This window comes from Tractidigestivibacter scatoligenes (assembly GCF_001494635.1).
Classification (GTDB): Bacteria; Actinomycetota; Coriobacteriia; order Coriobacteriales; family Atopobiaceae; genus Tractidigestivibacter; species Tractidigestivibacter scatoligenes.
Genome location: NZ_LOJF01000001.1, coordinates 343,201 through 362,813 on the forward strand (window position 1 = coordinate 343,201; position 19,613 = coordinate 362,813).

Sequence of the window (19,613 nt, forward strand, 5' to 3'; positions counted from 1 at the left end):
AGAATGAGAGTTGATGTTGCCGCCAACGGTGGGGGAGGACCCATGAATGAGGCGTGCTCGAGGGACCTTCTCGACGAGTATCTAGCTAACGACGACGTGGTCTATGACGCCACGCAGATTTTTGACGCGCTCTCTGACCTGACGCGCTTCCGCATTTTGGGGGCGCTCTCGCTGGGCGAGAAGAGCGTCTCCGACCTTGAGGAGATTTGCGCCGTCTCGCAGTCGGCAATATCGCACCAGCTACGGCTGCTTCGCGACCGTGGGTTGGTGACGGCCCGTCGCGACGGGCGTCGGGTGATTTACTCGCTGGCAGACGAGCACGTGACCACCCTCATCTCCGTTGGCCTGCTGCACGCCGCCGAACCCGTGCGTGCCAGCGAGGAGTAGGTTGTCTCGCCGCTTGATTGGCGTTGTCCCCCTCAACGTAGCATCGTTCTATAGCGGAATCTGAGAACGGCGATTCTTTTGACCTGCGCAAACGTCCGTCTGAGTTCTCAAAAACCGATATAGAACAGGAATGCGGGCGGGGTCGCTTTGCCACTCGCCGTAGGGTAGCTATAGGTCGATGTCTTCTCTCGGCTCAATTTATTGCACGAAATTTCTTGATGAGTGGTGAGTCAACTGGTTGGATGCTGTATCGGCGAGAAATATCGCGCAATAACAGCGAGCTGAAGGCAAGGCTAAAGCCAGTATGACGATCAGGTGCAGAGGTCCCCGTTGACCAGGGGATACCATCGTGGTAATGTTCGTATGAACACGTGCTCATGTGTTCACGAGATTGGACATCTGAGCGCCTAGGTGTACGGCTGAACTAACGGAGGACACGATGTCTTGCTCATGCTGCCACCACGAGGATGACGATAAGGACGAGAAGACCGCCTGCTCTACCTGCGCCGATGCCAATGAGGAGACGCTCGAAGGCGAGGGCGACGACGGCGACGAGGACGATGACGACGAGGACCCGTCGGTCCTCAAGCGCCGCATCATCGTAGCCGCGGTGCTTCTCGTCGCGGCAGTTATCATCCAGCGCGTAACGAACCTGCCACTCTGGGCACAGCTCCTTATCTACCTGCCGTCCTACGTGGTAGCAGGAGAAAGTGTGGTTGCCGAGGCCGCCGAATCCGTGGCGCACGGGCACCCCTTCGACGAGGACTTCCTCATGTCCATTGCCACCATTGGTGCCCTGCTCATTGGCTTTGTGCCCGGTGGAGAGCCCCAGTTTGCCGAGGCCGTCTTCGTAATGCTCTTCTTCCAGGTGGGCGAGCTCTTCGAGGGCATCGCTGAGGGCAACTCCAAGCGCTCAATCAAGGAGCTTCTGGACATCCGCCCCGATGCCGCTAACGTCGAACGTAACGGTGAGGTGGTCGTTGTCGACCCCAATACGGTGCAAGTGGGGGAGGTCATCCTGGTAAAGCCTGGCGAGAAGATCCCCCTCGACGGAACTGTGATCGAGGGTACTTCGAGCCTCGACACCCGTGCCATCACGGGCGAGTCCGTGCCGCGCTCGGTCAAGCCTGGCGAGGATGCGTTCTCTGGCTGCGTGAACCTTTCCGGCGTGCTTCGCCTGCGCGTGACCAAGGCGTTTGGCGAGTCCACGGCAAGCAAGATCATCGACATGGTCAGGAATGCCGGCTCCAGCAAGTCCCACTCGGAGAAGTTCATCAAGCGCTTCGCCAAGGTCTATACGCCCATCGTGGTCTACCTGGCCATTGCTGTGGCGATACTCCCGCCGCTCGTCTCGGGGGACTTTGGCGCCAACTTCGCCAAGTGGCTCTTGCGTGCTCTCACCTTCCTCGTGGTCTCGTGCCCCTGCGCGCTGGTCCTCTCGGTGCCCCTCGCGTTCTTCGGTGGCATTGGAAGCGCCTCCAAGCACGGCATCCTCGTAAAGGGTTCGAACTACCTCGAGGCCCTGGCAAATGCGCAGGTTGTCGTATTCGACAAGACGGGCACGCTCACCAAGGGCGTTTTCAAGGTCACTACGGTCCATCCGTCGCGTCTAACCGAGGAGCAGCTCCTCCACTTGGCTGCCCATGTGGAGCACAACTCCACGCACCCCATCGCGGCTGCGCTCCGCGATGCCTATCCAAGTGACAATGACGGCTGTACCGTCTCGGATGTTACCGAGGAGGCCGGCCACGGCGTGCTTGCCACGGTCAACGGCCACAGGGTGGCGGTTGGTAATGACCGCCTAATGGACGAGGTGGGCGTCACCTGGCAGCGCTGCCACACCGCCGGGGGCACCGTGGTGCACGTGGCCGTGGACGGGGAGTACGCAGGCCACATCCACATCTCCGACGAGGTCAAGGACGACTCCCGCGAGGCGATTGCCAACATCAAGGCCGAGGGCGTCCGCCGCTGCGTAATGCTCACGGGTGACCGCGAAGCAACCGCGGCAAGCGTTGCTCGTGACCTCGGGCTAGACGAGTACCACGCGGAGCTTCTCCCGGCGGACAAGGTCGATCGGGTCGAGCGCCTCCTCGGCGAGCGCGAGAGAAACGCGACGCTCGCCTTTGTGGGAGACGGCATCAACGATGCGCCTGTTCTCGCACGAGCGGACGTGGGAATTGCCATGGGTGCTATGGGCTCGGACGCCGCCATCGAAGCCGCCGACGTGGTTCTCATGGACGACAAGCCCTCCAAGATCGCTGTGGCCATCCGCATTGCCCGCCGCACCATCCGCATTGCCCGGCAGAACATCGTCTTCGCCATTGTGGTGAAGGTCGCAATTCTCTGCCTGGCCGTGGTTGGTCTCGCCCCCATGTGGCTGGCAGTTTTTGGCGACGTGGGCGTTATGGTTCTCTGCGTCCTCAATGCCATGCGGGTGCTGCGCTAGTTTGGGCAACTGGAATTGTGGCGGCATTTCGCCTGGCCCCGTGGGATACTTACAGCGATGCCACGCGGGAGGATTGTGGCCGGACAAGTGCGAAAGGGAGACTGTCATGAAGCTGTTGCGTGCGATGCGTGAGCCCCTGAAGTACGTCCAGGGCAAGGGTGCTTTGCTCAAGTTTAAGGATGAGATGGGCTACATGGGCAAGCGCTGGCTCTTCGTGTGCTCGAAGAGCGGCTACAAGGCCTGCCACGACCAGCTCGAGGAAAGCTTTGGTGACGCCGACGACTACCGTCGCTACGAGGTTTTTGGTGGCATCTCGAGCAAGGGCGAGATTGCCAAGATGAAGGCCATCGTCGAGGAGGACAACATCGACGCCGTGGTGGCCGTGGGCGGAGGCTCTGCCGTCGACACCGCCAAGGCAACGGCGTACTACACCGGCAAGCACGTGGTGATCATCCCCACCGTTGCCGCTACGGACGCACCCTGCACGGGCCTCTCGGTCATCTACAACGATGATGGCAGCTTTGACAAGTACCTCTTCTATCCCACCAACCCCGATGCCGTCATGGTTGACTCCCAGGTCATCGCAAACGCCCCGGTGCGCTTCCTGGTCGCCGGCATGGGTGACGCCCTGGGCACCTACTTCGAGGGCCGCGCATCCATCCGCACCGAGTCTCCCAGCCTCGAGGGCACGGGCATCACGCGTGCCGGCATGGCGCTCGCCAAGCTCTGCTACCAGACGCTGCGCGACTACGGCACCCAGGCGCTTGCCGCGTGCGAGAAGCACGTGGTGACGCCTGCCCTGGACGCCATCATCGAGGCCAACGTCTACCTCTCCGGCGTTGGTGCCGATAACGTCAACTGCGCGGCGGCTCACTCCTTCTACAACGGTCTCACCTCTCTCGGCGGCCACAGCGTTCCCCATGGCAACTGCGTGGCCTTTGGCACCCTGGTGCAGCTTACGCTCGAGGGCGCAACCGAGGAAGAGTTCCTTGATGTTCAGGAGTTCTGCCTCGAGGTTGGCCTGCCGGTCACGCTGAAGGAGCTGGGTGTCACCACCGACGACGAGATTCGCACCATTGCCAAGAACGCCTGTGTCCCCGGCGAGACGATCCACAACCTTGCCGGCGACGTCACGCCCGACGAGCTCTACGCGGCCATCGTTGCAACGGATGCCATCGGCAGGACCGTTCTTGGTCTGGATGACGAGGAGGAGGAGTAGCGGAAGCGCTTGCTCAACCAGGCGTTACGGTGACGGGCGGGGTGCCACGCAGGTGGCCCCCGCCCGTTTCGTGCCCAGGCGCCCCGGTTGCGTGTGCGTCACGTGAAGAAGGGATACGCCCGGTCCCGTGGCTTTTTGACAACTGCGGTGAGCGCGCGTAACGTATCACCTCGCGCCAATCCAGGGTGACGGTGCTGCGCTGCCCTTAAGATTCGTGTACACGCACGTAGATAGGTATAGAAGGAGAGAACTTTGCCTACCATTAACCAGCTCGTCCGCCACAGCCGCGTGAGCGTCAAGGCCAAGTCTAAGAACGCCGCGCTCCAGCACAACCCCCAGAAGCGTGGCGTCTGCACCCGCGTCTTCACCACCACGCCCAAGAAGCCTAACTCCGCCCTCCGTAAGGTCGCCCGTGTGCGCCTCGTGAACGGCATTGAGGTCACCGCCTACATCCCCGGCGAGGGCCACAACCTGCAGGAGCACTCCATCGTGCTCATCCGTGGTGGCCGCGTCCGTGACCTCCCTGGTGTCCGTTACAAGATCATCCGTGGCGCCTACGACTGCGCTGCCGTCCAGAACCGCAAGAAGGCCCGTTCCCGCTACGGCGCCAAGCGCGGCAAGTAAATCATCACAAGCAACGCAAGCCAACTGTTCTAGGGAGATACAAACATGCCGCGTCGTGCAGCAGCAGTGCGTCGTGAGGTCCAGCCTGACGCCGTCTACAACAACCGCCTCGTGACCCAGCTCATCAACAAGGTCCTCCTCGATGGCAAGAAGGCCACCGCGGAGCGCATCGTCTACGGTGCCTTCAACATGGTTGCCGAGAAGACTGGCGAGGATCCCCTCTCCGTCTTCAAGAAGGCCATGGACAACATCCGTCCTACGCTCGAGGTCAAGCCCAAGCGCGTCGGTGGCGCCACCTACCAGGTGCCCATGGAGGTCAACTCCCGCCGTGCCACCACGCTGGCCATCCGCTGGCTCGTGACCTTCTCGCGCGCCCGCAAGGAGAAGACGATGGCCGAGCGCCTCGCCAACGAGATCATGGACGCCGCCAACGGCGTGGGTGCCTCCGTCAAGCGTCGCGAGGACCTCTACAAGATGGCCGAGGCCAACCGCGCGTTCTCTCACTACCGCTTCTAGGCCGGGGGTAGCTGCATATGGCTCAGATGAAATATAAGCTCGAAGACCTGCGAAACATCGGCATCATGGCCCACATCGATGCCGGCAAGACCACCACTACCGAGCGCATCCTCTACTACACCGGCAAGACCCACAAGATTGGCGAGGTCCACGACGGTGCAGCCACCATGGACTGGATGGTTCAGGAGCAGGAGCGCGGCGTGACCATCACCTCCGCGGCTACCACCTGCTTCTGGAAGGACCACGTCATCCAGATCATTGACACCCCGGGCCACGTTGACTTCACGGCCGAGGTCGAGCGCTGCCTGCGCGTCCTCGACGGCGCTGTCGCCGTGTTCGACGCCGTCGCCGGCGTCCAGCCCCAGTCCGAGACCGTGTGGCGTCAGGCTGCCAAGTACAACGTCCCCCGCATCGCCTTCATCAACAAGTTCGACCGCGTGGGCGCTGACTTCTTCCACGCCATCGACACCATGAAGGAGCGCCTCTCCGCCCCCGCCGTGGCCGCGCAGATCCCCATGGGCTCCGAGTCCAACTTCTGGGGTCTCATCGACCTGGTCACCATGACCGCGTGGGACTTCAAGGAAGACGCCAAGGGCATGATTTACCCCGAGCCCATGGACTCCATCCCGGAGGAGTTTGCCGACCTCGCCCAGGAGAAGCGCGAGGAGCTGCTTGACGCAGCTTCCAACTTCTCCGACGAGCTCATGGAGACCGTCCTCGAGGAGAAGGAGGTCCCCGTCGACCTCCTCAAGGCGGCTATCCGCAAGGGTGTCATTGCCAACGAGCTCAACCCCGTCTTTGTGGGCTCCGCCTACAAGAACAAGGGCATCCAGGAGCTTCTCGACGCCGTCGTGGACTACCTCCCCAGCCCGCTCGACGTTCCCGAGATCGACGGCAAGAACCTCAAGGGTGAGCCCGAGGTCCGCCACGCGGATCCCAAGGAGCCCTTCTCGGCTCTCGCCTTCAAGATCATGACCGACCCGTACGTGGGCAAGCTCACCTACATCCGCGTGTACTCTGGCCAGGCGGAGGCAGGCTCCTACGTTTACAACTCCGTCAAGGACAGCAAGGAGCGTCTGGGCCGCATCCTCGAGATGAACGCCAACGACCGTGTTGACCGTGAGGAGTGCTCCGCCGGCGACATCGTTGCCTGCGTCGGCCTCAAGAACACCCAGACCGGTGACACCCTCTGCGACGAGCACAAGCCCATCGTCCTCGAGTCCATCAAGTTCGCCGACCCCGTCATCGACGTTGCCGTCGAGCCCAAGACCAAGGCCGAGCAGGAGAAGATGTCCGTTGGTCTCGCCAAGCTGGCCGAGGAGGACCCGACCTTCCGCGTCCACACCGACCAGGAGACCGGCCAGACCATCATCGCCGGCATGGGCGAGCTGCACCTCGAGATCATCGTCGACCGTCTGCGCCGCGAGTTCAAGGTCGACTGCAACGTGGGCAAGCCCCAGGTCGCCTACCGCGAGACCGCCGGCCACGCCGTGCAGCACGCCGAGGGCAAGTTCGTCCGCCAGTCCGGTGGCCGCGGCCAGTACGGTCACGCGATCATCGACATGGAGCCCAACGAGGAGGGCAAGGGCTACGAGTTCGTTAACGCCATCGTCGGCGGCGTCGTGCCCAAGGAGTATATCCCCTCGATCGACAAGGGCATCCAGGAGGCCCTGGAGAGCGGAGTCATCGCCGGCTACCCCGTGGTCGACATCAAGGTGACCCTCGTTGACGGCTCCTACCACGAGGTCGACTCTTCCGAGGCCGCCTTCAAGATCGCCGGCTCTATGGCGATCAAGGACGCCCTCAAGAAGTCCGATCCGGTCCTTCTCGAGCCCATCGAGGAGGTTGAGGTTGAGACCCCCGAGCAGTACATGGGCGACGTCATGGGCAACCTGTCCTCTCGCCGTGGCAAGATCGAGGGTATGGAGGACCGCAAGGATACCAAGGTCATCCGCGCCAAGGTGCCCTTGGGCGAGATGTTTGGCTACGCCACCGACCTCCGCTCCCAGACGCAGGGTCGCGCGAGCTACACCATGCAGTTCAGCGCTTACGAGCCCGTTCCGAAGGCCGTCCGCGACGAGATTGTCGCCAAGGCCGGCGGCACCGCTTCCTAGTTAACGACCACGAGCGATAGCTCATTTACGGAGGTTTACAGTGTCAAGCCAGAAGATCAGGATTCGCCTCAAGGGCTACGATCACGAGGTCGTCGACCAGTCCGCCAAGCTCATTGTGGACACCGCCCAGAAGACCGGCGCCCGCGTTTCCGGCCCCATCCCCCTGCCCACCGAGCGCAACCTTTACACGGTCATCCGCTCGCCCCACAAGGACAAGGATTCCCGCGAGCAGTTTGAGATGCTCACCCACAAGCGTCTCATCGACATCCTCGACCCCAGCAGCTCCACCGTCGACTCGCTTATGCGTCTCGACCTTCCTGCGGGCGTGGACATCGAGATCAAGCTCTAGTTCGAGCGTCTAAACAATCACAAGGGGTCCGTCTCCACATGGAGGCGGACCCCCTTTTCGTTTGCGGGATTAGTTTGGCCTGCAATGGGATTGATTTGCCCGGCAATTTAATCCCACATTCTTGTTTGTGGGATTGGTTTGCCCGGCATTTCGATTCCACGCATACGGGTAGTATCTTGACTGTTGGTTCTCGAGGCTAGGGGGTTGCATGTTCTGTCCTCAGTGTGGAAAGAAGCTTGCCGGCACGGAGAAGTTCTGTCCCAACTGCGGCTATAACCTTGCGATGCCCCCACGGAGCGCCTCTGAGGCCCACGTTAGTCAACAGGCGCAGCTTCACCCCGTGCAACCTGTCGTGGCTCCCGCTCTGGCGCGAACTGCTGTCTCCTCCGCAGAGCTTGTGACCTTGGCTGCGGCGCTCCTCATTGGCATCGCCGCGTTTCTTCCGTTCCTCGTGGTCTCAGGGGCTACCTATGACTACTCCGTAGCCCTTACTGATGCCCCTGATGGCGCAGTTCTCGTGCTCCTTGCTATAGCAACCGCAGTCCTTCCCATGGTTCACCGCAACACCGCGTCTCTTGTTCTCTCCTCCATTACTACGGCCTTCTCGCTCTTTGAGGTTTGCTCGGTATCTTTCATGCTGCTTACCTCCACGTGGGCCGCGTACTACGTCAACCTCGGCGCGGGATTCTGCCTCCTTGCGCTTGGCATTGTCATGGGGGTCTTTTCGATCGTACTTCTCGCTCGTGATCTTATGCGCGAGAAGCACGAGCGCCAGCGCGTCATGGGGTCCTTCATTCCCGCCAACGGGACCACGCAACGCCAACAGTAGGGCGTTGCGAGACGCCGTTGAGTGCTATGGATACGCCCGACGGCGCGGAATGCGAATCCCCAGCTCCTAGGGGTCAAAAAAATCTGCGAAGACATTGTGAACGCCCAGTCCTGCGTGTAAACTAGACAGGCTGCGCTAAAGGGGAGAGTTGTGTCTCGCCCCCATGCGCCGCTTCTACAGGACGTGGTCCGCTGGGGAGGGCAGAGGAGCTGCCCATTGGTCCCATGACCACCGAGGGTAAGGAATGAGCATGGTCAGCACGATCCTTGGCCGCAAGCTCGGAATGACGCAGGTGTGGGATGAGGACGACAACGTCGTCCCCGTCACCGTCATCCAGGCTGGCCCCTGCACCGTCTCGCAGGTGAAGACGAAGGCGACCGACGGCTACGATGCCGTCCAGATCGGCTTCGGAGACATCAAGTCCAAGCACGTCAACAAGCCCATGGCTGGTCACTTTGCCGCCCACGGCGTCGAGCCTATGCGCTACCTGCGCGAGGTCCGTGTCGAGAACGGCGAGGAGCACCACACCGGCGACGTCGTGACCGTCGCCGACTTCGCGGACGTCAAGTCCGTCGACGTCATTGGCACCTCCAAGGGCAAGGGTTTCCAGGGCACCGTCAAGCGCTGGAACTTCTCCCGCGGCCCCATGACCCACGGCTGCCGTAACCAGCGTAAGCCTGGCTCCATTGGCCAGTGCGCCTACCCCGCCCGCGTCCGCAAGGGCCTGCACATGTACGGCCACATGGGCGACGAGCGCGTCACCGTCAAGAACCTCAAGCTCGTCCGCGTCGATGCTGAGCAGAACCTCATGCTCATCAAGGGCGCCGTGCCCGGTGGCAAGAACGCCCTGGTCCAGGTCCGCATGGCCTAGGGGCCCACGCGAGTAGGCACACACTTAGGCTAACAAGGAGGACTCATGTCCAAGTACGACATCAAGAACGTCGAGGGACAGGCGGCCGGCCAGGCCGACCTCTCCGACGACGTCTTCGGCATCGAGCCGAACATCCCGGTCATCCATCAGGTTGTGGTCTGCCAGGACGCCTGCCTGCGTCAGGGCACCCACTCCACCAAGAACCGTCACGAGGTCTCCGGCGGCGGCCGCAAGCCTTGGCGCCAGAAGGGCACCGGTCGTGCCCGCCAGGGTTCCATCCGTGCTGCCCAGTGGACCGGCGGCGGCGTTGTCTTTGGCCCCACCCCGCGTGACCACTCCAAGCGCATCAACAAGAAGATGGTCAAGCTCGCCATGAGGTCCGTGCTCTCCGGCAAGGTCGCCGATTCCGAGCTCGTCCTCGTTGATGCCCTCTCCTTCGAGAAGCCCTCGACCAAGCAGGCCAAGGCTGTTCTCGATGCCTTGGGCGTCTCGGGCAAGCGTGTCACCGTGGTCATCCCCGATGACGACGTCAACAGCTACCTCTCCTTCCGCAACCTGGAGAAGGTCAACTGCATCGCCGTCTCCGAGGCCAACACCCGCAACCTCATCGACAACGGTGCCCTCGTCATGACCACCGACATCGCGAAGCAGCTCGAGGAGGTGCTTGCATAATGCAGTCCGCATACGACGTCATCATCCGCCCCGTGGTCTCCGAGCGTTCCTACGACCTCATGGAGCAGGGCAAGTACACCTTCGAGGTTGCCAAGAAGGCTCCCAAGGAGGAGATCGCCGAGGCCGTTGAGAAGCTCTTCAACGTCCACGTGGTCAAGGTCAACACCATCAACGTGCGCGGCAAGGCCAAGCGCGTCCGCTACCAGGTTGGCATGACCCGCAGCTGGAAGAAGGCCATCGTGACGCTCGCCCCCGGTGAGCAGATCGAGATCTTCGCTACCCAGCAGCAGGCCGACGCCGAGTAGCAATCCTGCCCGGCCCCTTCGGGGGCCCGGGCTCTTATGCCGCGCATGATGGATACGCGCGGTACCGTGGTAATCCGGTGTCACCCCGCCAATCCCTGAGCAGGGTGGCCAACGGAAACAGAAGGGAAAGAAGTAATGGCAGTCAAGCACCTCAAGCCTACGAGCGCTGGCAGGCGCTTCCAGACGGTCTCGGACTTCTCCGAGATTACCGCCTCTAAGCCCGAGAAGTCGCTCACTGAGCCGCTGCGCAAGAAGGGTGGCCGTAACAACAACGGCCGCGTCACCGTCCGTCACCAGGGCGGCGGCAACAAGCGCATGTATCGTCGCATCGACTTCAAGCGTCTGAAGGACGACGTGCCGGCCAAGGTCGCGACCATCGAGTACGACCCCAACCGCTCCGCTCGCATCGCGCTTCTCCACTATGTCGATGGCGCTAAGGCCTACATCCTCGCTCCCGAGGGCCTCAAGGTCGGCGACACCGTCATCTCCGGCAAGACCGGCGTGGACATCAAGCCCGGCAACTGCATGCCGCTCTCCGAGATCCCCGTTGGTACGCTTGTCCACAACGTGGAGTTCCAGCCCGGTAAGGGCGCGGCCATGGCCCGCTCCGCCGGCACCTCGGTCCAGCTCATGGGCAAGGACAACGGCTACGCGATCCTGCGCCTCCCGTCCTCCGAGCTTCGCCGCGTGCTCCTCACCTGCCGTGCCACCATCGGTGAGGTTGGTAACGCTGAGCACTCCAACATCGTCATCGGCAAGGCCGGTCGTCACCGTTGGGCCGGCGTCCGTCCCACCGTCCGTGGTACGGTCATGAACCCTGTCGACCACCCGCACGGCGGCGGCGAGGGCAAGAACCACACCTCTGGCCGTCCTTCCGTGACGCCCTGGGGCAAGCCCACCAAGGGTTACAAGACGCGCGACCCGAAGAAGGCCTCCAACAGGCTCATCATCCGTCGTCGCAAGTCCAAGTAACGGTACACGAGTAGTAGGAGAAAGAAAGCATGAGCAGAAGTCTCAAGAAGGGTCCGTTCGTGGAGACTCGCCTCCTCGCGCGTGTCACCGCTATGAACGAGGCTGGCAAGAAGGACGTCATCAAGACCTGGTCCCGCTCCTCCACCATCTACCCGGAGATGGTCGGCCACACGATCGCGGTTCACGATGGTCGCAAGCACGTTCCCGTGTACATCACCGAGTCCATGGTCGGTCACAAGCTGGGCGAGTTCGCTCCCACCCGCACCTTCCGTGGCCACAAGGCTAACTAGGGGGTAAGCTCGAATGGCTAACACCGATTCCAACGAGGTCAGGGCCGTCGCACGTTACGTGCGCATCGCCCCGCGCAAGGCTCGCGCCGTCGTGGACCTCATCCGCAACAAGCCCGTCGACAAGGCCCTCGAGATTCTGCAGTTCACCAAGCGTGCTGCTGCATATGACGTCTCGAAGGTTCTGCGTTCCGCCATCGCCAACGCCGAGAACAACAACGGCCTGCGCGGCGACGACCTGTACGTGAAGGCCTGCTACGTCGACGAGGGCCCTACGCTCAAGCGCATCCGTCCTCGCGCCAAGGGTTCCGCTTCGCGCATCAACAAGCGCACGAGCCACATCACCGTCATCGTCGCTCCTCGAAAGGAGGCGTAGGGAAAGCATGGGTCAGAAGGTTCAGCCTACAGGCTTCCGTCTCGGCATCACCGAGGACTGGCGTTCCCGTTGGTACGCCGATAAGAACTACGCCGAGAAGCTCGGCAACGATCTCGAGATTCGTAAGTTCCTCGAGAAGCGCCTCGAGAAGGCAGCCCTTTCCCGCGTCGACATCGAGCGCGCTGGCGACAAGGTGAAGGTCACCCTGTACACCGCCCGTCCGGGCATCGTGATTGGCAAGAAGGGCGCCGAGATCGACGTCCTGCGCTCCGAGCTTGAGAAGGTCGCCAAGGTCGGCAAGGGCCAGGTCGCCGTCGACGTCATCGAGGTAAAGCGCCCCGAGCTCGACGCCAACCTCGTCGCTCAATCCATCGCCGAGCAGCTCGAGCAGCGCGTTGCCTTCCGTCGTGCCATGCGCAAGGCGGTCCAGTCCGCCCGCAAGGCCGGCGCCAAGGGCATCCGTATCCAGTGCTCTGGCCGCCTGAACGGCGCCGAGATGGGCCGTCGCGAGTGGTACCGCGAGGGTCGCGTGCCCCTGCACACCCTGCGTGCCGTCATCGACTACGGCACCGCAACCGCCCGCACCACCATGGGTGCCTGCGGCATCAAGGTTTGGATCTATCAGGGCGAGAAGCTGCCTGGCCAGCCCAAGCCCACGCCGGCTCTCGAGGGCTCTTCTCGTCCCCGTCGTGCCCGCAATGAGAGGAGGAGCCGTTAATGCTCGCACCTAAGCGCGTTCTTCACCGCAAGGTCCAGCGCGGTTCCATGAAGGGCCACGCCAAGGGCAACACCAAGCTCTACTTTGGCGAGTACGGCCTGAGGGCCGAGGAGGCTCACTGGATCACCAACCGCCAGATCGAGGCCGCTCGTGTCGCCATCACCCGTGAGATGAAGCGTGGCGGCAAGATCTGGATCACCATCTTCCCGGACAAGCCCATCACCAAGAAGCCGGCAGAGACCCGTATGGGTTCCGGCAAGGGCAACCCCGAGGAGTGGGTGGCCGTCGTGAAGCCGGGCCGCATCATGTTCGAGATCGCTGGTGTCGACGAGGCTACCGCCAAGGAGGCCCTGCGTCTCGCCCAGCACAAGCTGCCCATCAAGACCAAGATCGTCACCCGCGCCGACCAGGACGGGGAGGAATAGTCACCATGAAGTACAAGGACATCCAGGCCCTCTCGGACGAGGAGCTTGCCAAGAAGCTGGACGACAGCAGGGCCGAGCTCTTCAACCTCCGTTTTCAGATGGCCACCAGCCAGCTGGACAACACCGCTCGCGTCAAGCTCGTGAAGCGCGACATCGCTCGCGTCCAGACCGAGATTCGCGCCCGTCAGATCGCCGCGGAGAAGTCCGCTGCACAGAAGTAGCAGGAGAGAGATAAGACATGGCAGAGACCGAAAGCAGGAACGCGCGTAAGGTTCGCACCGGAACCGTCGTCTCGCTCTCCGGCGACAAGACTGTGACGGTGAAGATCAGCTACCGCAAGCACCACCCCAAGTACGGCAAGATGATGACCATCTCCAAGAAGCTCCACTGCCACGACGAGAATAACGAGTGTGGCCTGGGCGACACGGTGAAGGTCATGGAGACCCGCCCGCTGTCCAAGACCAAGCGTTGGCGCGTCGTCGAGATTGTCGAGAAGGCCAAGTAAGTAGCGAACACCCAGGATTCCCCATGTGCGCCGCTCGCGTGGGCGCACCTCTGGTGGGATATAGGTTCGGAGGAACATCACATGATTCAGATGGAGACCATGCTCAACGTCGCTGACAACAGCGGCGCCAGGCGCGTCAAGTGCGTCAAGGTCCTCGGTGGCTCCAAGCGCCGCTACGCTGGCCTCGGTGACGTCATCATCGGCGCGGTCCAGGAGGCAACTCCCGGTTCCGGCGTCAAGAAGGGCGACATCGTGCGCTGCGTCATCGTGCGCACCAAGAAGGAGGCCCGCCGCAAGGACGGCAGCTACATCCGCTTCGACCAGAACGCCTGCGTCCTGGTCGACAAGGAGGGCGAGCCCAAGGGCACGCGTATCTTCGGGCCCGTTGCCCGCGAGCTGCGCGATCGCAAGTACATGAAGATCGTCTCGCTCGCACCCGAGACGCTGTAAGGAGGCCTGGACACATGCCTAAGATGAACGTGAGGAAGGGCGACAAGGTCGAGGTCATCACCGGCAAGGACAAGGGCAAGCAGGGAGAGGTTCTGCGTGCCATGCCGAAGGATTCCAAGGTCATTGTCGATGGCGCTGCGATTGTGAAGCGCCACACCAAGCCTAACGCCATGAACCAGCAGGGCGGCATCATCGAGAAGCCCGCTCCCATCCACGTCTCTAACGTCATGCTCGTTTGCCCCGTCTGCGGCAAGCGCACGCGCGTTGGTCATGACGTCGATGACAATGGTCGCAGGGTTCGCGTCTGCAAGAAGTGCGGCGCGAAGTTCTAAACCGTTGCGCTAGGACATGCACTAGTCTCGAACCCGGCTGTCGCGCTTGCGACGGCCGGGTTCGTTTGTATTCGCCCGCAAGCGAGGAATTGGGGAGACCCCATGCCATCTGTAGATAACGTGCTGGTAAAGATTCCTGTAACAGAGAAACAGGCTGCTGCGATGATGGCGACAATGCCATCGGCGACATTTGACTTTGCGGCACCGGTAGGCGACACGAGCCGTCTTCCCAGGACCCCAAAGCTCGATATCTCCCGAGAGCGGGTGTCCCAGGCGGACGTTATTCTCGGCAACGTGGCGCCGGCGCTCATCGAGGCATCGCCACGCCTCCAGTGGATTCAGCTTGGCTCGGCTGGGTATGAGGCATACCTCGCGCCTGGCGTGCTCGCCCCTTCGACCATCGTGACAAACGGCACCGGAGCCTATGGTCCGGCCGTCGCCGAGCACTCTTTTGCCATGCTCCTCTCGCTCATGAAGCGTCTGCCTGCTTACCGGGACGACCAACGTGCCCACGCATGGTCAGACGAGGGGATGGTTTCGACCCTGGCTGGCGCACGAGTCCTGGTTCTTGGCGCGGGGGATATCGGCCTCTGCTTCGCCCGCCTCTGCACTGCCGTGGGTGCCTCGTGCGTGGGCGTGAGGCGACATCTCCCGAGCATGTCTACGCCCGAGTATGAGCAGGCCTTCTCCCGAGTGACAACCATGGATGAGTTGGTTCACATGCTGCCCAAAGCCGATGTGGTAGCCTGCTTCCTACCCAGCTCTGCGGAGACTCAAGGACTTGTAGCTGATGCATTTCTCGGCAGCATGAAGACCGGTGCGTACCTGGTGAATGCAGGGCGAGGCGACCTCATAGACCAGGATGCGTTGCGTCGTGCCCTGGAGGATGGCAAGCTTGCGGGTGCGGCACTGGACGTGGCTACGCCCGAGCCGCTTCCGGCCGACGACCCCCTGTGGGATGCGCCTAACCTTCTCATCACGCCACACGTGGCGGGATTCTGGCATCTGCATGCCACACTTGAGCGCGTTGTGGCCCTGGCGACTGAGAACCTTAGGCGCTACGTTAGGGGAGAACAGCTCAAGAACATCGTTCGTGGTTGACGGGGCACCTGTATTACCATGAGGGGAGCCTAGGGGGACCCGCGCCGCGCGCGTAGCACCGTGGGATGACGGGCGAGCGACGCTCGACCAACTGAAAGGAGCGCCATGTACGGATACGGGTACGGCTACAACGACTATGGTTTTGGCAGTCCTAGAATGGGGCTGGAGGCAGCTGGCGGAATCTTCGCGACGCTGCTGGTCATTGGGTTCATTGCGGCCATTGTGCTTGCGGTGGTTGTGTACCGCACATACGCTAGCGACGGCAACGACCAGCCATTCAGCGTAAAAGATAAGAGCACATGGGGTCCGTTCCTGCGTTTTGACAAGCTCGTCATCGACAAGATCCTACGAGCGCTCTACATCTTCTGCGCCATCTTTACTGCCTTCTTCTTCCTGGCGCTGGTTCTCGCCAGCATTGCGGATGGCATCGTGGCGTTCCTGATGACGCTCATCATGTGCGCCATTCTCTGCCTTATTGTCGAGCTTCTCGAGCGCGTCTCTTTCGAGTCGATCATGCTGAGCGTCATCATTGCCCGCAACACCAACGACATCAAGGGCATGCTGAGCAACCGTTCCAACTCGCAGCTTCCGCCCGCTAGCGCTGCACCGGAGGCGCCTGTCCCGCCGGCGCCCGCGGAGTCCGCCCAGCCTGCGCCGGAGCCGCCCGCACCAACTGCCCAGCCAACGCCGGAGACGGTCGTCGCACCTGCCGCCGGACACTTCTGCCCTGAGTGCGGAGCGCCCGTCCAGCCCGGCTCTCACTTCTGCCCGGAGTGCGGAAAGAAGCTCGACTAGCATCGTGCGGAGCTTCTCAGACCGCGCTGTGGCAGGGATCAACAAGCGTTATGGCCCCTTCCCGTGGGAGCGGGGAGGGGCTTTCTCGTGTTGATACTGAGGAGAATTTCTCAGCCCCAAAACAAGCAAACATGAGGGCTGGCAGAAAATCGCCGGAAACACTATGATTTGACCTTGCGTCGCTAGGCAGGGAGTATGCTGTCTCGCGGTGCAGCCACTGGCTCCTGGGAGTGCCAACCCAGGGGGTGCGAGAAAGAAACCCCGCACGTAAACCACCATGATTTAAGGAGTGAACATGGCAGAAGAGAAGTACGTGCCCCGCCTCAAGCAGAAGTACTACGACGAAGTCCGCGACGAGCTGCAGAAGCAGTTCAACTACGGCAACGTTATGCAGATCCCTCGCTTCGAGAAGATCGTCGTGAACATGGGCGTTGGCGAGGCCGCAACCGATTCCAAGGCAATCGACGGCGCCATCTCGGACCTGCGCGCCATCACCGGCCAGCAGCCGCTCGTCACGCACGCCCGCAAGTCCATCGCAACCTTCCACCTGCGCGCCGGCCAGGCCATTGGCGCCAAGGTCACCCTTCGCGGCGACCGCATGTGGGAGTTCCTCGACCGCCTCATCGCCGTCGCTATCCCGCGTATCCGCGACTTCCGTGGCCTCTCTCCCAAGAGCTTCGATGGCCGCGGCAACTACTCCATGGGCGTCACCGAGCAGCTGATCTTCCCCGAGATTGACTTCGACAAGATCGACCGCACGCGCGGCATGGACATTACCATCGTGACCACCGCTCCCACCGACGAAGAGGGCAAGGCGCTTCTCGACGCCTTCCACTTCCCGTTCAAGGCGGAGTAGGCCAAATATCGCAATGACCTCGCCCGGGAAAGTCCCGAGCGGTCAAGATGCACTATGAAGGAGGATTTGTGGCTAAGACATCGATGATCGTCAAGGCGAACCGCGAGCCGAAGTTCTCGACGCGCAAGCAGAACCGCTGCCAGCGTTGTGGGCGTCCCCACTCCGTCTATCGCAAGTTCGGGCTCTGCCGCGTGTGCTTCCGCGAGCTGGCGAGCAAGGGCGAGCTTCCTGGCGTCCGCAAGGCAAGCTGGTAGGGCGCAGGGCTCTGGCGTCCAGGCGCCCACGCCATGGGTTTGGGTGAACCGGACACGCAGTTTCATCATGACGAAGGAGAAGGATCAATGAAGATTACCGATCCCATTTCAGACATGCTGACGCGCATCCGCAACGCGAACTCAGCGGGCAAGGCCGAGGTTTCCATGCCTTCGACCAAGGTGCTCGTTGAGATTGCCCGCGTCATCAAGGAGGAGGGCTACATCGAGGGCTACGAGGTGGAGGACACCAAGCCCCAGAAGACCCTTCACATCACTCTTAAGTACGGCAACAGGCGTGCCCGCGTCATCCGCGGCATCCGTCGCATCTCCAAGCCGGGCCTTCGCATCTACTCCCAGGCGGATAAGCTTCCCCGCGTCCTGGGTGGCCTCGGCACTGCCGTTATCTCTACTTCCAAGGGCATGATGTGCGACCGCGACGCCCGCAAGCTCGGCGTCGGCGGCGAGGTCATCGCCTACATCTGGTAAAACTCCCGCTGAATCAAGATAGGAGGAGACAATGTCTCGTATTGGTAAGAAGCCTGTCCAGATTCCGGCTGGAGTCACGGTGACCATCGACGGCACTACCGTCTCGGCCAAGGGCAGCAAGGGTGAGCTCACCCGCACCTTCTCTGAGCTTGTGAGCATCGCCCTGGACGGTGACGTCCTCACGGTCTCCCGCGTTGACGAGTCCAAGGAGTCCAACGCTCAGCAGGGCCTCGTCCGCACCCTCATCCACAACATGGTCGTGGGCGTCTCCGAGGGCTTCGAGAAGAAGCTCGAGCTCACGGGCGTTGGCTACCGCGCCGCACTCAAGGGCAAGGACCTCGACCTCTCCCTTGGCTATTCTCACCCCGTCATCTTCGCCTGCCCCGATAACATCTCATTCGAGGTGCCCGACAACACCCACATCACGGTGAAGGGAATCTCCAAGGAGCAGGTTGGCCAGGTTGCCGCTGAGATCCGCGAGAAGCGTCCGCCCGAGCCGTACAAGGGCAAGGGTATCCACTACGAGGGCGAGCACATCCGTCGCAAGCTCGGCAAGGCCGCCAAGTAGTAATAGGACCAGGCACAAGACCATCACCCCGTCAGGTGATGGCGTGACTAAGGAGAAGGAATGAACAAGTATCAGAAGAAGGCAGCTGGCCTCGCGCGTCGCAAGCGTCGCGTCCGCGCCAAGATCTTCGGTACCCCAGAGCGTCCCCGTCTCTGCGTGCACCGCACCAACGCCAACATCTACGCGCAGGTCATCGATGACACCGAGGGCAAGACCCTATGCTCTGCCTCTACCCTCGACCCCGAGTTCCGCGCAACCGGAAAGGTGGGCTCCAACAAGGAGGCCGCCGCATTCGTGGGCGAGCTCGTTGGCAAGCGCGCCATCGAGAAGGGCATCACCACGGTGAGGTTCGACCGTGGCGGCCGTATCTATCACGGCCGTGTCCAGGCTCTGGCAGATGGTGCCCGCAGCGCGGGCCTGAAGTTCTAGGAGGATTCAATGGCACGTGATCGTAAGCGCCAGCAGGACACGGATCTTCAGGAGCGCGTCGTCTACATCCACCGCGTCTCCAAGACCGTCAAGGGCGGCCGTCGCATGTCCCTCGTGGCTCTCGTCGTCGTGGGTGACGGCAAGGGCAACGTAGGCCTCGGCATGGGCCGTTCCACTGAGGTGCCCCTGGCAATCCAGAAGGGCGTCGAGGACGCCAAGAAAAACATGTTCAAGGTTCCCGTCACCGCCGAGGGCAGCGTCCCCCACACGGTCGAGGGTCACTACGGCGCCGGCCGCGTTCTCATCAAGCCGGCTATCGAGGGTACCGGTGTCATCGCCGGCGGCCCTGTCCGTCCGCTCTTCGAGCTTGCTGGCATCACCAACGTTCTCTCCAAGTCCCTGGGCACCGACAACGCCATGAACATCATCAAGGCTGCTGCCGAGGGCCTGAAGGAGCTCTCCAGCCCCCAGGAGACCGCCGAGCGCCGTGGCATCACCGTCTCCGAGATGTTCGTCGGGAAGGAGAACTAGCGATGGCAGAGAAGAAACTCACCGTCACCCTCGTCCGCAGCGCCGTGACGCAGGTGAAGAAGGACCAGACGGCCACCTGCCGTGCCATGGGCCTTCGCAAGATTGGCGACGTCGCCGTCCTGCCCGACAACCCCAGCGTCCGAGGCATGATCTTCAAGGTCAAGCACCTCGTGACCGTTGAAGAGAACTAGGAGTC

General features: G+C 62.1%; 29 protein-coding genes. All 29 read left to right on the top strand.

The features are described 5' to 3' along the window. Positions 1-42: 42 nt before the first annotated feature. The 29 genes from AUL39_RS01490 (at position 43) to rpmD (ending at position 19,608) form a co-directional block, all read left to right on the top strand. The gene (locus tag AUL39_RS01490; protein WP_082667171.1) at positions 43-387 is read left to right on the top strand and encodes an ArsR/SmtB family transcription factor; all 345 of its coding nucleotides are present in this window, start codon (positions 43-45) and stop codon (positions 385-387) included. Positions 388-826: 439 nt separating this feature from the next. Continuing rightward, a complete protein-coding gene (locus AUL39_RS01495; protein WP_082667172.1) occupies positions 827-2,833 on the top strand; it encodes a heavy metal translocating P-type ATPase in 2,007 nt (668 codons plus the stop codon). A 106-nt stretch (positions 2,834-2,939) separates the two neighbouring features. Further along, positions 2,940-4,052 (top strand): glycerol dehydrogenase, encoded by a 1,113-nt coding sequence (locus tag AUL39_RS01500; RefSeq protein WP_059052909.1) that lies wholly within the window; start codon positions 2,940-2,942, stop codon positions 4,050-4,052. Between the two features lie 252 nt (positions 4,053-4,304). Then, positions 4,305-4,676, top strand: coding sequence for a 30S ribosomal protein S12 (gene rpsL / locus AUL39_RS01505; protein ID WP_032110544.1), 372 nt, complete (start codon positions 4,305-4,307; stop codon positions 4,674-4,676). A 45-nt stretch (positions 4,677-4,721) separates the two neighbouring features. Then, positions 4,722-5,192 carry a 30S ribosomal protein S7 gene (gene rpsG, locus AUL39_RS01510; protein ID WP_032110543.1) on the top strand — a complete coding sequence of 157 codons (471 nt, stop codon included), beginning with the start codon at positions 4,722-4,724 and terminating at the stop codon, positions 5,190-5,192. Positions 5,193-5,209: 17 nt separating this feature from the next. After that, complete coding sequence (gene fusA, locus AUL39_RS01515; RefSeq protein WP_059052911.1) at positions 5,210-7,306, top strand: elongation factor G; 2,097 nt, start codon at positions 5,210-5,212, stop codon at positions 7,304-7,306. 40 nt (positions 7,307-7,346) lie between these two features. Beyond that, complete coding sequence (rpsJ, locus tag AUL39_RS01520; protein ID WP_032110541.1) at positions 7,347-7,655, top strand: 30S ribosomal protein S10; 309 nt, start codon at positions 7,347-7,349, stop codon at positions 7,653-7,655. Positions 7,656-7,863: 208 nt separating this feature from the next. After that, positions 7,864-8,484 (top strand): zinc ribbon domain-containing protein, encoded by a 621-nt coding sequence (locus AUL39_RS01525; RefSeq protein WP_059052913.1) that lies wholly within the window; start codon positions 7,864-7,866, stop codon positions 8,482-8,484. A gap of 250 nt (positions 8,485-8,734) precedes the next feature. After that, positions 8,735-9,355 carry a 50S ribosomal protein L3 gene (rplC, locus tag AUL39_RS01530; RefSeq protein WP_032110655.1) on the top strand — a complete coding sequence of 207 codons (621 nt, stop codon included), beginning with the start codon at positions 8,735-8,737 and terminating at the stop codon, positions 9,353-9,355. A gap of 45 nt (positions 9,356-9,400) precedes the next feature. Beyond that, entirely contained in the window at positions 9,401-10,027 is a 627-nt protein-coding gene (rplD, locus tag AUL39_RS01535; RefSeq protein ID WP_059052918.1) for a 50S ribosomal protein L4, read from the top strand. Next, on the top strand, positions 10,027-10,332 hold the full coding sequence (rplW, locus tag AUL39_RS01540; RefSeq protein ID WP_059052922.1) for a 50S ribosomal protein L23: 306 nt from the start codon (positions 10,027-10,029) through the stop codon (positions 10,330-10,332). Before rplD ends, rplW begins: the two co-directional genes overlap by 1 nt. 135 nt (positions 10,333-10,467) lie before the next feature. Continuing rightward, entirely contained in the window at positions 10,468-11,304 is an 837-nt protein-coding gene (rplB, locus tag AUL39_RS01545) for a 50S ribosomal protein L2 (RefSeq protein WP_059052925.1), read from the top strand. A gap of 29 nt (positions 11,305-11,333) precedes the next feature. Next, positions 11,334-11,594, top strand: coding sequence for a 30S ribosomal protein S19 (gene rpsS / locus AUL39_RS01550; protein ID WP_032110536.1), 261 nt, complete (start codon positions 11,334-11,336; stop codon positions 11,592-11,594). Between the two features lie 13 nt (positions 11,595-11,607). Beyond that, positions 11,608-11,967, top strand: coding sequence for a 50S ribosomal protein L22 (gene rplV / locus AUL39_RS01555; RefSeq protein ID WP_032110535.1), 360 nt, complete (start codon positions 11,608-11,610; stop codon positions 11,965-11,967). A gap of 7 nt (positions 11,968-11,974) precedes the next feature. Continuing rightward, complete coding sequence (gene rpsC, locus AUL39_RS01560; protein ID WP_032110534.1) at positions 11,975-12,685, top strand: 30S ribosomal protein S3; 711 nt, start codon at positions 11,975-11,977, stop codon at positions 12,683-12,685. Then, complete coding sequence (gene rplP / locus AUL39_RS01565) at positions 12,685-13,110, top strand: 50S ribosomal protein L16 (protein WP_059052926.1); 426 nt, start codon at positions 12,685-12,687, stop codon at positions 13,108-13,110. The genes rpsC and rplP overlap by 1 nt, the downstream gene beginning before the upstream one ends. A gap of 5 nt (positions 13,111-13,115) precedes the next feature. Beyond that, positions 13,116-13,331 carry a 50S ribosomal protein L29 gene (rpmC, locus tag AUL39_RS01570; RefSeq protein ID WP_032110532.1) on the top strand — a complete coding sequence of 72 codons (216 nt, stop codon included), beginning with the start codon at positions 13,116-13,118 and terminating at the stop codon, positions 13,329-13,331. A 17-nt stretch (positions 13,332-13,348) separates the two neighbouring features. Next, on the top strand, positions 13,349-13,615 hold the full coding sequence (gene rpsQ / locus AUL39_RS01575) for a 30S ribosomal protein S17 (protein WP_032110531.1): 267 nt from the start codon (positions 13,349-13,351) through the stop codon (positions 13,613-13,615). A gap of 81 nt (positions 13,616-13,696) precedes the next feature. Further along, positions 13,697-14,065 carry a 50S ribosomal protein L14 gene (rplN, locus tag AUL39_RS01580; protein ID WP_032110530.1) on the top strand — a complete coding sequence of 123 codons (369 nt, stop codon included), beginning with the start codon at positions 13,697-13,699 and terminating at the stop codon, positions 14,063-14,065. 14 nt (positions 14,066-14,079) lie between these two features. Continuing rightward, the gene (gene rplX, locus AUL39_RS01585) at positions 14,080-14,397 is read left to right on the top strand and encodes a 50S ribosomal protein L24 (RefSeq protein WP_032110529.1); all 318 of its coding nucleotides are present in this window, start codon (positions 14,080-14,082) and stop codon (positions 14,395-14,397) included. A 102-nt stretch (positions 14,398-14,499) separates the two neighbouring features. Beyond that, positions 14,500-15,498 carry a D-2-hydroxyacid dehydrogenase gene (locus AUL39_RS01590; protein WP_059052928.1) on the top strand — a complete coding sequence of 333 codons (999 nt, stop codon included), beginning with the start codon at positions 14,500-14,502 and terminating at the stop codon, positions 15,496-15,498. Between the two features lie 105 nt (positions 15,499-15,603). Then, a complete protein-coding gene (locus AUL39_RS01595) occupies positions 15,604-16,293 on the top strand; it encodes a zinc-ribbon domain-containing protein (RefSeq protein ID WP_059052930.1) in 690 nt (229 codons plus the stop codon). Between the two features lie 295 nt (positions 16,294-16,588). Then, positions 16,589-17,149: a 50S ribosomal protein L5 gene (gene rplE, locus AUL39_RS01600; RefSeq protein ID WP_059052932.1), complete on the top strand. Its 561-nt coding sequence runs from the start codon at positions 16,589-16,591 to the stop codon at positions 17,147-17,149. A gap of 68 nt (positions 17,150-17,217) precedes the next feature. Then, positions 17,218-17,403 (top strand): type Z 30S ribosomal protein S14, encoded by a 186-nt coding sequence (locus tag AUL39_RS01605; RefSeq protein ID WP_032110525.1) that lies wholly within the window; start codon positions 17,218-17,220, stop codon positions 17,401-17,403. Between the two features lie 87 nt (positions 17,404-17,490). Then, positions 17,491-17,889, top strand: a complete 399-nt coding sequence (gene rpsH, locus AUL39_RS01610; protein ID WP_032110524.1) for a 30S ribosomal protein S8 — start codon at positions 17,491-17,493, stop codon at positions 17,887-17,889. Positions 17,890-17,920: 31 nt separating this feature from the next. Further along, complete coding sequence (gene rplF, locus AUL39_RS01615; RefSeq protein ID WP_059052934.1) at positions 17,921-18,457, top strand: 50S ribosomal protein L6; 537 nt, start codon at positions 17,921-17,923, stop codon at positions 18,455-18,457. A gap of 60 nt (positions 18,458-18,517) precedes the next feature. After that, a complete protein-coding gene (rplR, locus tag AUL39_RS01620; RefSeq protein ID WP_059052937.1) occupies positions 18,518-18,886 on the top strand; it encodes a 50S ribosomal protein L18 in 369 nt (122 codons plus the stop codon). 9 nt (positions 18,887-18,895) lie between these two features. Next, entirely contained in the window at positions 18,896-19,417 is a 522-nt protein-coding gene (gene rpsE / locus AUL39_RS01625) for a 30S ribosomal protein S5 (protein WP_059052939.1), read from the top strand. 2 nt (positions 19,418-19,419) lie between these two features. Next, on the top strand, positions 19,420-19,608 hold the full coding sequence (rpmD, locus tag AUL39_RS01630) for a 50S ribosomal protein L30 (RefSeq protein WP_032110520.1): 189 nt from the start codon (positions 19,420-19,422) through the stop codon (positions 19,606-19,608). Positions 19,609-19,613: the final 5 nt, after the last annotated feature.